Here is a 13,990-nt window from a genome sequence, read left to right as displayed (position 1 = left end):
GGTTACTGCTCCCGCGGGGAGGCCTCGTCGCGGGCTTCCAGTTGCGCCATCTCGCTTTCGATCCAGTCCTCGGTCAGCGCCAGCACCTCGGCGGCCGAACGACCCTGCGTCTCGATCGGCGGCCCCACCGAGACCTCGATGGTCCCGGGGCGGCGCAGGATCCCGTGCCGCGGCCAGTATGTACCGGAGTTCAGCGCCACCGGCAGCACCGGGTAACCGCCGCGCGCGGCGAGCTGCGCGCCGCCCTGACGGTAGCGTCCCTTTTCCCCGGGATTTACGCGCGTGCCCTCGGGGAACACGATCACCCACAGGCCCTGGTCCAGGCGTTTCTTGCCTTCCCGGAGCAGGCCCTCCAGGGCCTGGCGACCGGCACTGCGGTCGATCGGTACCGGCTGGAGCATGGCCAGGGCCCAGCCAAACAGCGGGATGCGCATCAGCTCGCGCTTGAGCACCCAGGTCTGGCGCGGGAAGATCGACACGAACGCGAGCGTCTCCCACGCCGACTGATGCTTGGACATCACCACGTGGGGGCGCGAGGTGTCCACGTGTTCCAGGCCGCGTACCCGGTAGCGCACCCCGCAGGTCACCCGCAGCCACCAGATGTTGAAGCGGCCCCACTGGATCAGGACGCGGTAGCGGCGTTCATGGGACAGCGGCCAGATCAGCAGCGGCATGATCAGGCCGTAGACCAGCGACGAGCTGATCAGCCCCGCCTGAAACAGGAGTGCCCGCAGATAGCGCATCGCCCGTCTCCTTCAGCCGGTGGCCAGCCGCCCGATGTCCGCCACGGTCTCGAAGGCCTGACGCAGTTCCCGCAGCAGCGCCAGGCGGTTGCGGCGTTCGGCGGGGTCCTCGGCCATCACCATCACCCCGTCGAAGAAGCGGTCCACGCGCTCGCGCAGGCCGGCGAGCTCGCCCAGGGCGCGCACGTAGTCGCCGTCGGCCACCGCCGCGTCCACCGCCGGGCGCACCGCCAGCAGACCCTGGTGCAGCCGGCGTTCCTCGTCGGCCACCAGGGCGTCGGGCTCCAGCGTGCCGGCGGCCTCGTCGCCGGCCTTGCGCAGCAGGTTGTGGATCCGTTTGTTGGCGGCGGCCAGGGCCCCGGCCTCGGGGCGATCGCGGAACTGCGAGACCGCCCGCACGCGGTTCGCGAAGTCGAGCGGTTCGTCGGGGGCGATGGCGGCTACGGCCTCGATGGTCTCGTGGGCATGGCCCTGTTCCAGCAGGTAGCCGCGCAGGCGCTCCACGATGTATTCGCGCACCGGCTCCACCGCCTCGTCGGCCTCCGTTACGCGCTCGCGGATCGGTTCGGCGGCGGCTGCGAGCAGCGGGGTCAGGGCGAGCGGGAGTTCGCGTTCGACCAGGATGCGCACCAGCCCCAGCGCGGCCCGGCGCAGCGCGAACGGGTCCTTGGTGCCGCTGGGCTGCTTGCCGATGGCGAAGATCCCGACCAGGGTGTCGAGGCGGTCGGCCAGCGCCAGGGCCTGGGCCAGCGGGCCGTCCGGGAGTTCGGAGCCGGACTGGCGCGGCCAGTAGTGCTGCTCGATCGCGTCGGCGACGGCCTCGTCCTCGCGGTCGTGCAGCGCGTAGTAGCGCCCCATGGTGCCCTGCAGTTCGGTGAACTCGAACACCATCCGGGTCAGTAGATCGCATTTGCACAGCCGCGCGGCGCGCGCCGCCTGCTGCGCATCCAGGTCCATCAGGCCGGCGAGGCGCTGCATCAGCGCTTCCAGGCGCTGCGACTTGTCGCGCAGGGTGCCCAGGCGCTTCTCGAATACCACCGCGCCGAGCTCGTCGAGGCGCTCTTCCAGGCGGTGCCTGCGGTCCTGCTCCCAGAAGAATTCGGCATCCGCGAAGCGCGGGCGCAGCACGCGCTCGTTGCCATCGCGTACTGCTTCGGGATCGCGCGACTCGATGTTGCTGACGACGATGAAATGCGGCTGCAGGCGGCCGGCCTCGTCCACCACCGGGAAGTATTTCTGGTTGTCCTGCATGGTGGAGATCAACGCCTCCTGCGGGACCTCGAGGAAACGCCGGTCGAAGCTGCCGCCCAGGGCCACCGGCCACTCCACCAGCGCGGTGACCTCGTCCAGCATGTCCGGGTCGACCAGCGCGCGCCCGCCCAGCTCGCGGGCGGTGGCGTGGACCTGCTCCAGGATGCGTTCGCGACGGGACTCGAACGAAGGCTCGACGCGGCCCTCGGCGCGCAGCCTTTCGGCGTAGTCCGCGGGGCTGGCGAGCTCCAGCGGGGCCGGGTGGTGGAAACGGTGGCCGCGCGTGTGGCGGCCGGCATCCTGTTCCAGCACCGTCATCGGCAGGACGTCGGTGCCGTGCAGCACCACCAGCCAGTGCACCGGGCGCACGAATTCCGTGGTGCTCTCGCCCCAGCGCATGCGCTTGGGCGTGGGCAGGTGTTCCAGGGCCCCGGCCAGCATCTCCGGCAGCAGTTCGCCGAGGGCCTGCCCCGGCTGCATGCGGCGGAAGATCAGGTATTCGCCCTTGCCGGTGTCCTCGCGCTCGAGCTGGTCCACTTCCACCCCGCAGGAGGAGGCGAAGCCCTGCGCCGCGCGGGTCGGCTGGCCCTGGTCGTCGAAGGCGGCGGCCACGGCCGGGCCGCGGCGTTCCTGCAGCTGGTCGGGCTGGCGGCCAGGCACCGCGGGGAAACGCACGGCCAGGCGTCGGGGCGTGGCGAAGGCCTCGGGCTCGCCGGGTTCCAGCCCGGCGTCGCGCAGGCGGGTGGTCAGGCCCTCGGCCAGGGCGTCGCGCAGGCGTGCCAGCGCGGTGGGGGGCAGTTCCTCGGTGCCGAGTTCGATCAGAAGTTCGCGGGCTTCGTCCATGTTCGGTCCAGTCGGGTTCCGGTGGGCCCGCGCGCCCGTTCGGGGCGGCGGCGGGCACGGGTTCGGGGTATGCCCCGGTGTCGGGTGGCGTCAGGCGGCGTCGGACTTGCCGGTGTCGCCCGGGGCGCACAGTGGAAAGCCCAGGGCCTCGCGCGATTCATAGTATTTCTGCGCGACGTTCCTGGAGAGCTCGCGCACGCGCAGGATGTAGCGCTGGCGCTCGGTGACCGAGATCGCCCCGCGCGCATCCAGCAGGTTGAAGCTGTGCGAGGCGCGCAGCATCTGCTCGTAGGCCGGCAGCGGCAGGCCCAGCTCGATCATGCGGTCGCTCTCCGCCGCATGGTGGTCGAACGCGGCGAACAGGGCCTCGCGGTCGGCGTGCTCGAAGTTGTACTTCGACTGTTCCACCTCGTTCTGGTGGTAGACGTCGCCGTAGGTGACCGCGCGCCCGTCCGGGCCGACGGTCCAGACCAGGTCGTAGACGCTCTCCACGCCCTGCAGGTACATCGCCAGACGCTCCAGCCCGTAGGTGATCTCGCCGGAGACGGGGTGGCAGTCGATCCCGCCCACCTGCTGGAAGTAGGTGAACTGGGTCACCTCCATGCCGTTCAGCCAGACCTCCCAGCCCAGCCCCCAGGCGCCCAGGGTCGGGGACTCCCAGTTGTCCTCGACGAAACGGACGTCGTGGGTCAGCGTGTCGAAGCCCAGCGCCTCCAGCGAGCCGAGATACAGGTCCTGGATGTCGGCCGGGGAGGGCTTCAGCAGCACCTGGAACTGGTAGTAGTGCTGCAGGCGATTGGGATTGTCGCCGTAGCGCCCGTCGGTCGGGCGCCGGCTGGGCTGTACGTAGGCGGCGCGCCAGGGTTCCGGCCCGATCGAGCGCAGGAAGGTCGCCGGGTGGAAGGTCCCGGCGCCCATCTCCATGTCGTAGGGCTGCATCACCACGCAGCCGTGGTCGTTCCAGTAATCCTGCAGTCGGCGGATCAGGTCCTGGAAGGTGGGACTCGCGGTCTCGGTTCGGTCGCTTGCGTTCGCCATCGCTGGGGGTCCGGAGCGGATCAGGGGCGGCAGTATATCGGCCCGTGCCCGGGTGCGGCCACCGCCGGGCGGGTCCATAATGAGCGGATTGATCCGTCCCGGAGGGATGATGGCCACGCACAGTGACGACTCAGCCGACGCTCCACGCGACGGCTCGCGCTATCGTGATACACGGCGGGTGACGCTGACCGGCGCTGCGGTCAATTCCGGCCTGGCTGTCACCCAGCTGGCCAGCGGATGGTTGCTGAACTCGCAGGCGCTGATCGCCGACGGCGTGCATACGGTCTCGGACCTGGTCACCGATGCCGTGGTGCTGGTCGCGGCGGGGCATGCGGCCGCCTCCCCTGATCGCAATCACCCCTATGGTCACGGCCGGATCGAAACCCTCGCCACCGTTATTGTGGGGGTCTTTCTCGCTCTCGCCGGCGTTGCCATTGCCTGGGGCGCGGGCAGCCGGCTGCTGGGGCCGGAAGAGCTGACCGGTCCGGCGCCGCTGGCCATCGCATTCGCCGTGGTTACCCTGGTGGCCAAGGAGGGCATGTACCAGTACACGCATCGGGTCGCGCGCCGCCTGGGGTCGCGCATGCTGGAAGCCAACGCCTGGCATCACCGTACCGATGCGATCTCCTCCGTCATTGTCCTGCTGGCAGTCGCCGGTGCGGTAGCGGGGTGGCCGTGGCTTGACGCGGCCGCGGCGCTGGTGGTGGCCGGCTTCATCCTGCATATTGCCGGGCGCCTCGTCTGGCGCAGCGCCGCGGAACTCATCGACACCGCGCTGGAACCGGAGGAGGTCGAGCGAATCCACCGCACCATCCTGGACGTCCCGGGGGTAAAGGACGCCCACATGCTGCGCACCCGGCGCTCCGGCGACGATGCCGTGGCCGACGTGCACGTGCAGGTCGCACCGATGATCTCGGTGTCGGAGGGGCACCGCATCGCTGACGCGGTCCATCAGGCGGTGACCGAGGATGCGGGCGCAGTCTGCGATATAACCGTGCACGTGGATCCCGAAAACGACGAGGATCAGGCCGCCAGCTCGCGGCTGCCATTGCGCCCCGAGCTGGTGGCCGGGCTGCGCGAAGCCTGGTCCGGCTTCCCCGAGCTGGAGGCCCTGGAGCACCTGTCGCTGCACTATCTGGGCGGGCGGGTGCATGCCACCGTTACCCTGCGCCTGGATCCCGGGCTGTCGGGGACAGGGCTTGAGGGGCGCGCGGACCTGCTGACCCGGCAGCTCCGCGAGCACCCGGCGCTGAAGCCGGTGCTGGGCCAGGTGACCATACTCTACCGGCCGTGCACCGAATGAGGGCGGGCTTGATGTATACGCACCACAATAGTGCATTCTATGCACTGCGGGTGTGCGGATCGTGATGGCGTCGCTGCGGAAAAGGGCGTCAGGGCACTCCGAACCGGGGCTTTCGGTCTGGCACGCCACCTGCATAACCATCGGGCAGACGCCGCTCGGCCTCTGACGACCGCACCGGCATCGACCGTCTCAAACTGAAGACCAGAGGAGTCCTCACTATGTCCGCAGCCGAAGTGCTGAAGCAGATCAAGGAACAGGAAGTCCGCTTCGTCGATTTCCGTTTTACCGATTCCAAGGGCAAGGAACAGCATGTGACCCTGCCGGCCCACGACCTCGACGAAGACGCCTTCGAGGAAGGCAAGATGTTCGACGGTTCCTCCATCTCCGGGTGGAAGGGCATCAATGAGTCCGACATGATCCTGATGCCGGACGCGGAGTCCGCGGCCATCGATCCGTTCTTCGAGGACATGACCATGAACATCCGCTGCGATGTCGTGGAGCCGGCCACCATGCAGGGCTATGACCGCTGCCCGCGGTCCCTGGCGCGTCGCGCCGAGGCCTATCTGCAGAGCACCGGCATCGCCGACACCGCGCTGTTCGGTCCGGAGAACGAATTCTTTGTCTTCGACGACGTGAAGTGGGGCTCCGACCTCTCCGGCTCCTACTGCCGCGTGGACTCCCAGGAGGCCTCGTGGAACTCCGAGCGCGTGTATGACGACGGCAACATCGGCCATCGCCCGGGCGTGAAGGGTGGCTACTTCCCGGTCCCGCCGGTCGACAGCCTGCACGACATCCGCTCCACCATGTGCGAAGTGATGACCGAGATGGGGCTGGTGACCGAAGTGCATCACCACGAGGTGGCGACCGCCGGCCAGTGCGAGATCGGCGTCGGCCCGGCGACCCTGACCAAGAAGTCCGACGAAGTGCAGATGCTCAAGTACGTGGTGCAGAACGTCGCCCACATGCACGGCAAGACCGCCACCTTCATGCCCAAGCCGATTGTCGGCGACAACGGCTCCGGCATGCACGTGCACCAGTCGCTGTCGAAGGACGGCAAGAATCTGTTCTCCGGTGACCTGTACGGCGGCCTGTCCGAAACCGCTCTCTACTACATCGGCGGCATCATCAAGCACGCCCGCGCGCTGAACGCCTTCACCAATCCGTCCACCAACAGCTACAAGCGTCTGGTGCCGGGCTTCGAGGCGCCGGTGATGCTGGCCTACTCCGCGCGCAACCGCTCGGCGTCCATCCGCATCCCGTTCGTGATGAGCCCGAAGGCCCGCCGCATCGAGCTGCGCTTCCCGGACTCCACCGCCAACCCGTATCTGGCGTTCGCCGCGATGCTGATGGCCGGCATCGACGGCATCCAGAACAAGATCCACCCGGGCGAGGCGATGGACAAGAACCTCTACGATCTGCCGCCGGAGGAAGAAAAGGGCATCCCGCAGGTCGCCCATTCGCTGGATCAGGCCCTCGAGGCGCTGGACGGCGACCGCGCGTTCCTGACCCAGGGCGGGGTGTTCACCGACGACATGATCGACGCCTACATCGACCTGAAGATGGAAGACGTCACGCGCATGCGCATGACCACCCATCCGATCGAGTTCGACATGTACTACAGCCTGTAAGCCCCGCGGGTTTTACGGCCGTCAATCGGGCCCCGGCGTTCGCGCCGGGGCTTTTTTGTGCGCGGAGAGCGCGCACAAAAAAGGGCCGCCCGAAGGCGGCCCTCTGCTTCCCGAAGCGCGCCCGGAGGCGCGCCGTGCGGGCAGTCTTACAGCGCGGTTACGTCACCCGCGGCCAGACCCTTGGCGGTTTCCTGAATCTCGAAGGAAACCTTCTGGCCTTCGGCCAGGGTCTTGAAGCCCGAACCGTTGATCGCGGAGAAGTGCACGAACACGTCCTTGCCGCCATCATCGGGGGTGATGAAACCGAAACCCTTGCTCTCGTTGAACCACTTAACAACACCGGTATTCACAACTACTTACCTCATCATGTAACTAAAGAAACGTGATTGCGGAACGCTACCAACAGATCAACGGGAGCACTGGTCCAGAAAACTGGGGACTTCCTTGGAGTTGCTGCTTACCGCGAATCACGTATTCGACTATACGCCCCTGCGCCGGCAAAAGCCAATGGGGTGTGATGAAGTTTTTCTGTCAACGCCGACCGGTCAGGCGCGCGTATTCTTCCGGGTCGTTGAGTGCACGGATATCGACAAAGCTTCCGGAGGGCTGCTCGCGCAGCCGTGGCAGTACGTCGAAAATGTCGCGTGCCGCGGTTTCCGGTTCCGGCATGGTGCGGGTGCCGCGTGCGGCCTTGAGCCGCTGCAGGGCAGTGAAGGTCTCGCTGTCGGCCTCGTCGCACAGATAGTCCTGCATCGCGGTGTCGATCAGACCCGGTGCCAGCGAGTGCACCGGCACGCCGGGGAATTCGTGCGAGTAGAGCTGCATCAGCATGTTCAGCGCGGCCTTGGACAGCGAATACCCGCTCCAGCCGGCGTTGCCGAACACCGCCGCCCCCGAGGAGATGGCGACGATCTGGCCGACCGCGATCTCGCGCGTCAGCAGACGATCCAGGATCACCTTGTTGGCAAACGTGTTCACGTCCATCAGCAGGCGCAGTTCGTCCATCGGCGCGTCCGGCATGCGCTGGATGTGTCCGAGCAGGCCCGCGTTCAGGATCACGAGGTCCAGACGGGTGACGCCCTGCAGCAGCCGGTCCATGGCCTCCGGGATGGCGTCAAAGTCCGCCAGGTCGATCTGCACGTCGCCGGCGACCCCGTCGTCGGGGCAGCCACGGCGGCTCATGCCGTAGACTGACGCGCCGTCGGCGGCGAGGACCCGGGTGAGTCCGAGGCCCAGGCCGCTGGAATTGCCGGTAATCAGTGCCGATTGCGGAGTGGTCGATGTCATGTCTGCTCCTCGCTGAGTGGTTCCATCCAGGCGTACTCGGCCTCCACCACGTTGCCGCTCCCGAGGTGCCGCATCTGCCGGCACAACCGGTGCACCAGGGTCAGGCCGCGGCCCCACAGCCTTTCGTCGCTCTCGCCCTCGAGAGCCCGCCGTACCCGTTGGTGGTCGAAGCCCGCGCCACTGTCGCGCACACGGATGCGCACGCAGTGCCAGTCGTCCGTGCGGCGATAGCGCAGACTGATACCGATGCGCCCTTCCAGGCGCTCGAGTCCTTCCTGGCGCAGGCGATAGTACTCGGCAAAGCCCTCCGCGGTGGCTTTCATCTCGGAAGACAGGCCCAGCACGCCATGTTCGAAGGCATTGTTGCAGAGCTCGGCGACCACCGTCTGCAGGGCCTGAACGTGTTCGCCGGGCTCCGGGAACCAGCGTCGGAGCTGCTGCCGGGCCTCTTCCGCGACGTCCACGCGGGCCAGCTCGGCCCCGGCGGCCTCCATGGACCAGCGTCGGTTGCCGGTCGTGTCCGGGGGTACCGCGAGACCGGTTTCCAGCACGACCTCGGGATCGCAGGTGATCGCGACCGCGGTGATGTCGTCGGCCGGTGACGCGTCCCCCATGTGCCGTGACAGGGCATCGCCCAGCCGTTCGATCCGTTCCGGTGGGCGCTCCGGATGGCACAGACAGCCATGCAGGCGTGCCTCGCCGAACGGCTCGCCGGCCGCGCCTTCCTCTTCCAGAACCCCGTCGGTGACGATGAGCAGGGTCTCGTCGGCGGCGACGGCGTAACGCCGAGGGCCGCTGTCCAGCTCCAGCCGGGGCAGGATCCCCAGCGGCATCGCCTGCGAGGGCAGGCTGCGCAGTCGTCCGTCGCCGCCGCACAGCAGGGCATCCGGCAGGCCGCCGTTCCAGGCGGTCAGGCTCTGCCCGTCGGGCTCAAAAGTGACCAGCACGGCGCCCATGAACATCGAGGGCGGCAGAAAGCCGTGGAGCACGTGGTTGAGCTCGAAGACCAGTTCGGTGTCGCCCACGCCCTCGCGCGTCAGCGTATGGAAGGTCTCCGAAACCGGATAGGTGCCGATGGCCGCAGCCAGGCCATGGCCGGTGAAGTCCCCCACCAGTACCCGCAGGCCGCCGTCCGGGGTGAAGTCCGACAGCACCACGTCGCCGCTGAAGGTGGCGGCGGCCCACTGGCGTACGTGCAGCCGTTCGTCGCCCACATTGCGTCCGGTGATGGCGCGCGAGAACACGCTTTCCGCGGTCTCTTCCTCCCATGCCTGGCGCGCCCGGGCCCGGGCCAGGGCCTCGTTGCGCTCGCGCAGCCCGTGATGCAGGTCGCGCAGGCGCTCCATCGCGTGGATCTTGGCGCGCAGCACCGAGAGGTTGAGGGGCTTGTTAAGGAAATCATCGGCACCGGCGCGGATACCCTGCAGCAGGGAGTCCTCGTCATCCAGGGCGGTCAGGATGATCACCGGGATGAAACGGTCGCCGCACTCGTGCTTGATCTGCCGGGTGGACTCGAAGCCGTCCAGCCCCGGCATCATCACGTCCATCAGGATCAGGTCCGGGGGAGCGTTGCGTGCCTGCTCCACGGCCTGGTGGCCGTCGGTCGCCTCCTCGGTGTCGTAGCCGGCGCCGGTCAGCATCATCTTCAGCAGGCGCCGGTTGTGCTTGTCGTCGTCGACGATCAGCACACGCCCCTCGCCGGACGCCAGCGGCACGCTTTCGGAGGAGGCGTTCACGGACGTCACTCGATGGTGAACAGGCGACCGAAATTGGCGATGTCGAGCACCTTGCGTACCCCGTCGGACGCCCCGACGATGCGCACGTCGGCACTATCGCCGCCGGCGTGTTCCCGCAACAGCAGCAGCATGCCCAGCGCGGAGCTGTCCATGTACTCCGTCTGCGACAGGTCGATGACGTAGCGCATGCCGGCGCCGCGGGTGTCGCGGTAGGCGCTGCGGAAGTCCTGATGCTGATCAAAATCGAAACGGCCGTGGATGGCGATGCGCAGTTCGCTGCCGTCCGTCGATGTGCGGGTCTGGATGCTCATGCGGTCTCCGTCGGGAGTTTTCGGGGGTCAGAAGAGTTCAACGTCGCCGGTGTCCAGGTTTTCCTGATTCACGGCGCGATGATGACGATTCTGGCGATCCTCGCGCCAGGCGCGCACGCGCTCGGCCATCGCGCGGGCATCGTCGGTGGAGCTTGCCTCGTGGAGGATCCCCTGCAGTTCGTGCAGATGGGCCAGGGCGTCTTCGGCGGTGCCCAGGGACTGACGCGCGATGTCCTCGAACTGCAGCGAGCGAACCGCGGTGGCGACCGCCTGGTTCATGCGGTCGGCCAGCTCCGCTTCTTCCTGCAGGCGGTTTTCCATTTCCTCGGTGGCCTGGCGGGCGTATCCGAACAGCGAGCCGACGCGCTCCTTTTCTTCCATGCTGTCGCTCATGTCGCGCGAGGCCATGGCGTGGACCGTGTCGTGCGCCTGGCGGATGCTCCGGCGCGCCTCCTCGATCTGCTTGCGGATGTCCTCGTGGAAGGTGGCCGAGCGCTTCGACAGGTTGCGCACCTCGTCGGCCACCACCGCGAAGCCACGTCCGGCCTCGCCGGCCCGTGCGGCCTCGATGCTCGCGTTCAGCGCCAGCAGATTGGTCTGGTCGGCGATCTCGCCGGCACTGTCCAGCAGCTTGAACACCCCGTCCATGTGCTGGTTCATGTCTTCCATGTGGTGGGCGCTCTCCACGCTCTGGCGACTGACTTCCACCAGCGTGTCGATGAACATCTGCAGGGTCTCGTCCGACTGGCGGGTCAGGTCGCGCAGGATCTCCGGCTGGGATTTCCCGTCTTCCCCCGCGTTGTTCGTGGAGGACAGATCGGAGCTCATCAGTTCCTGCTGGCGTTCGGCGATCTGGTGCATGTCGCTGAAGCTGTCCCCCAGTTCCTTCACCGCCTCCTCGATCAGTCCCTTCTGCCGGGTGATCTCCTGTTCGATCTGACCCAGCTCGAAGCGCATGACCTGGTCGATTTCGTCGGACAACTCCGCGCCGTCGGCCCTGCCGCGCGCGGCATCATCCTCGGCGGCGGTTTCCGCATGCCCGTCAGTGGCCAGAAACAGACCCGCCACGATGGCTGCGCCCAGCAGCAGGGGGATGACCAGCAACGTCGCAGCCGCGGTCGCGCCGGCGAGCCAGACGCCCGCGATGCCGGCGAGCAGGGTCACTACCAGGGCGATCGCGAGTCCGCGCTGCAGAGCCGGATGGCTCAGTCGTTGTTTCCAGTCGGTCATGGCGTGTCTCCTCCGTTGGCCCCGGCGCGGCTGGTGTCGCGATGATCGTCCAGCAGTGCCTCGGCAATGCGCCCCAGCGGCAGAACCTGTACGGCCGCGCCGCGTTCCACGGCCTCGCCGGGCATGCCCCAGACCAGGCTGGTCGCTTCGTCCTGGGCGATGGTGTGGGCGCCGGCCTCGCGCAGCGCCAGCAGCCCGCGGGCGCCGTCGTCGCCCATGCCCGTCAACAGCGCGGCCATGGTGTTGGAACCGGCGGATTGCGCGGCGGATTCGAACAGTACGTCCACGCTGGGCCGATGACGGTTCACCGGGCCCTGGTCGTCCAGCCGGCAGACGTAGCGCGCACCGTCCCGCTCCAGGCGCAGGTGATAGTCCGTGCCGGGGGCCACGAATACGTGCCCCGGCATCACCACGTCTCCGTCCTCGGCCTCCTTCACCCGTAGTGCGGTGCTGCGGTCCATGCGCTCCGCGAAGGCCTGGCTGAAGCCTGCCGGGATGTGCTGGGTGATCACGATTCCGGGCGCATCCGGCGGCAGTCCCATCAGCACCTCTTTGAGGGCCTCGGTCCCTCCGGTGGAAGCACCCAGTGCGATAACGCGATCGGTGGTGCGAAAGCGGCGGCCCCCGCCGGCGGTGGCCGCCGGCGGGGTGACCTGAGCGGGCGCTTCCGCCGGGGCGCTGCGAGCCTGCACGCGGATGCGTGACGCGGTCCGGATCTTCTCGATCAGGGCGTCCGCGTAGGCCTCCATGGCATGCGCCACGTCGGTGCCCGGCTTGGTCACGAAATCCACCGCCCCCAGCTCCAGTGCCTGGAGGGTGACATCCGCTCCCGCTTCGGTCAGCGAGGAGACCATGACCACCGGCATGGGGCGCAGGCGCATCAGATTCCGCAGGAACGTGATGCCGTCCATCTTCGGCATCTCCACGTCCAGGGTCAGGACGTCCGGATCGTGCTGCTTGATCTTCTCGCGGGCGTCGTACGGATCGGCGGCGGTGTCCACCACCTCGATGTCCGGTGCCTGATCGAGGATGCGCGCCAGCAGCTTGCGGATCAGGGCCGAGTCGTCGACCACGATCACGCGGATGGGACGGGCCTGCGTTGTGCTCATTCAAACAGCTCCACGTCGCCGGCCACGTCCTCGCCTTCGAGGCGGCGGCGGTAGTCCTGCTCGCGTTCGAGCAGGGTGTTGTTGTGCAGGGATACGAGCTTTTTCAGCCGCACCCGTCCCGAGGCGGGGAAGAACACTACCTTGCGCGGCCATGGGCCGCCCACGTCCTCGGCCAGAATCTCGAGCCCTTCTTCGCGCGCGTAACGGCGCAGAAACGCGATGTTGCGCGCGCCCACGTCACTCATGCCGGCCATCACGCGCCCGCCCCCGAACATCTTGATGCGCAGATCGTCGCGCTCGGCGCCCAGCTTGAGCAGCTCGTTCACCAGGAACTCCATCGCGTGGGTGCCGTAGCGCGTGGCATTGGAAACCGCCGGCCCCCAGCCGCTGTCGCGTTCGCCCTCCGGGAGCATGAAATGGTTCATGCCGCCCACTCCCGCCTTCGGCGACCATACGCAGGCCGACACGCAGGAGCCCAGCACCGTGGTGATCAATTCCGCGGAGGACACCGAAACGTAGCATTCCCCGGGCAGCAGCTTGGCCGCCGGGGCATTATTCATGCGATCCCAGTAGCGGTTGATGTGCGCGAAGGCGCCATCATGCAGCTCGGGCACCGCGCTCATGGCGAAACCCTCCGGTACAGCGTCTGTTCCAGCAGGCGGAACGTGTCGGTCACCCGGTACAGCGATTCCGAGTGGCCGATGAACAGGTAGCCGCCGGGGCGCAGGATGGTCGCGAAGCGTTCGACCAGCTCCTTCTGGGTCGGCTTGTCGAAATAGATCAGCGTGTTGCGGCAGAAGATCGCATCCAGCGGCCCGCGGATCGGCCATTCGTCGAACAGGTTGAGCTGCTGGAATCGTGCCATCGAGCGCAGGTCATCGCGGATCCGGACCTTCCCGTCCTGCGCGCCCTTGCCGCGCAGCAGCCAGCGCCGCTGGCGTTCGCGCGCGATCCCGGTGATGCGACTGCCGTCGTAGATCCCGGCATCGGCATGCGCGACCACGCGCGAGTCCACGTCGGTCGCGAGGATGCGCGCCGCATCCGTCGAGCCCGTCGCGTCGGCCAGGGTCATCGCGATCGACCAGGGCTCTTCCCCGGTGGAACAGCCGGCCGACCAGATCTTCAGCGGTCCGTCCGGGTTGGCGCGGCGCATCTCCTGCAACACCGATCCCTCCAGCATCTCGAAGTGGTGCGGCTCGCGAAAGAACGCCGTGAGGTTGGTGGTGAGGGCATTGATGAACTCTTCGAGCTCGGCCTCGTCGCCACCCTCGACCCGGTCGAGATACTGCTCGAAGCGTTCCAGGCCCAGCGCCCGCAGCCGCCGTGCCAGGCGGCTGTAGACCAGCTCCCGCTTGCTCTCGTTGAGCATGATCCCGGTGCGTTCGCCAATCAGGCGGGCGACGCGCCGGAAATCGCGGTCGCTCAGGCTCTCGAAACGGCCCATTCAGCAAAGGTCTCCGGTGCGCCTCAGAATTCTTCCCATTCTTCACCGCTGTCCGCGGTGGCGGACT

The 13,990-nt window shown here is 67.7% G+C and carries 13 protein-coding genes; 2 read left to right on the top strand and 11 right to left on the bottom strand.

Annotation, left to right across the window (positions count from 1 at the left end):
- Window positions 1-2: 2 nt before the first annotated feature.
- The 3 genes from B1A74_RS10205 to glyQ all read right to left on the bottom strand — a co-directional run bounded on the left by B1A74_RS10205 (window position 3) and on the right by glyQ (window position 3,875).
- Window positions 3-743: a lysophospholipid acyltransferase family protein gene (locus B1A74_RS10205; RefSeq protein ID WP_077244573.1), complete on the bottom strand. Its 741-nt coding sequence runs from the start codon at window positions 741-743 to the stop codon at window positions 3-5.
- A 12-nt stretch (window positions 744-755) separates the two neighbouring features.
- Entirely contained in the window at window positions 756-2,837 is a 2,082-nt protein-coding gene (gene glyS, locus B1A74_RS10200) for a glycine--tRNA ligase subunit beta (protein WP_077244572.1), read from the bottom strand.
- A gap of 90 nt (window positions 2,838-2,927) precedes the next feature.
- A complete protein-coding gene (gene glyQ / locus B1A74_RS10195) occupies window positions 2,928-3,875 on the bottom strand; it encodes a glycine--tRNA ligase subunit alpha (RefSeq protein WP_077244571.1) in 948 nt (315 codons plus the stop codon).
- A gap of 106 nt (window positions 3,876-3,981) precedes the next feature.
- On the opposite strand from glyQ, the gene B1A74_RS10190 reads away from it, so the two are divergent.
- Both B1A74_RS10190 and glnA read left to right on the top strand, forming a co-directional pair.
- Window positions 3,982-5,178 (top strand): cation diffusion facilitator family transporter, encoded by a 1,197-nt coding sequence (locus B1A74_RS10190; protein ID WP_425274681.1) that lies wholly within the window; start codon window positions 3,982-3,984, stop codon window positions 5,176-5,178.
- Window positions 5,179-5,396: 218 nt separating this feature from the next.
- Window positions 5,397-6,806, top strand: a complete 1,410-nt coding sequence (glnA, locus tag B1A74_RS10185) for a glutamate--ammonia ligase (protein WP_077244569.1) — start codon at window positions 5,397-5,399, stop codon at window positions 6,804-6,806.
- 146 nt (window positions 6,807-6,952) lie between these two features.
- On the opposite strand, the gene B1A74_RS10180 is transcribed toward glnA, so the two are convergent.
- From B1A74_RS10180 to B1A74_RS10145, 8 genes are all read right to left on the bottom strand, one after another.
- Complete coding sequence (locus B1A74_RS10180; protein WP_018868787.1) at window positions 6,953-7,156, bottom strand: cold-shock protein; 204 nt, start codon at window positions 7,154-7,156, stop codon at window positions 6,953-6,955.
- Between the two features lie 181 nt (window positions 7,157-7,337).
- Window positions 7,338-8,093, bottom strand: coding sequence for an SDR family NAD(P)-dependent oxidoreductase (locus B1A74_RS10175; protein ID WP_077244568.1), 756 nt, complete (start codon window positions 8,091-8,093; stop codon window positions 7,338-7,340).
- Complete coding sequence (locus tag B1A74_RS10170; RefSeq protein ID WP_077244567.1) at window positions 8,090-9,829, bottom strand: fused response regulator/phosphatase; 1,740 nt, start codon at window positions 9,827-9,829, stop codon at window positions 8,090-8,092. The genes B1A74_RS10175 and B1A74_RS10170 overlap by 4 nt, the downstream gene beginning before the upstream one ends.
- Window positions 9,830-9,834: 5 nt before the next feature.
- The gene (locus tag B1A74_RS10165; protein WP_018947350.1) at window positions 9,835-10,140 is read right to left on the bottom strand and encodes an STAS domain-containing protein; all 306 of its coding nucleotides are present in this window, start codon (window positions 10,138-10,140) and stop codon (window positions 9,835-9,837) included.
- Window positions 10,141-10,167: 27 nt separating this feature from the next.
- Window positions 10,168-11,370, bottom strand: a complete 1,203-nt coding sequence (locus B1A74_RS10160; RefSeq protein WP_077244566.1) for a methyl-accepting chemotaxis protein — start codon at window positions 11,368-11,370, stop codon at window positions 10,168-10,170.
- Window positions 11,367-12,479 (bottom strand): protein-glutamate methylesterase/protein-glutamine glutaminase, encoded by a 1,113-nt coding sequence (locus tag B1A74_RS10155; protein WP_077244565.1) that lies wholly within the window; start codon window positions 12,477-12,479, stop codon window positions 11,367-11,369. Before B1A74_RS10155 ends, B1A74_RS10160 begins: the two co-directional genes overlap by 4 nt.
- Window positions 12,476-13,102, bottom strand: coding sequence for a chemoreceptor glutamine deamidase CheD (gene cheD, locus B1A74_RS10150; protein ID WP_077244564.1), 627 nt, complete (start codon window positions 13,100-13,102; stop codon window positions 12,476-12,478). Before cheD ends, B1A74_RS10155 begins: the two co-directional genes overlap by 4 nt.
- Window positions 13,099-13,923, bottom strand: a complete 825-nt coding sequence (locus tag B1A74_RS10145) for a CheR family methyltransferase (RefSeq protein WP_077244563.1) — start codon at window positions 13,921-13,923, stop codon at window positions 13,099-13,101. Before B1A74_RS10145 ends, cheD begins: the two co-directional genes overlap by 4 nt.
- Between the last annotated feature and the right edge of the window lie 67 nt (window positions 13,924-13,990).

Source organism: Thioalkalivibrio halophilus, from assembly GCF_001995255.1.
GTDB classification, from domain to species: domain Bacteria; phylum Pseudomonadota; class Gammaproteobacteria; order Ectothiorhodospirales; family Ectothiorhodospiraceae; genus Thioalkalivibrio; species Thioalkalivibrio halophilus.
The sequence above is the reverse complement of the archived record's forward strand: the minus strand, read 5'-3'. Positions and strand labels throughout refer to the sequence as shown.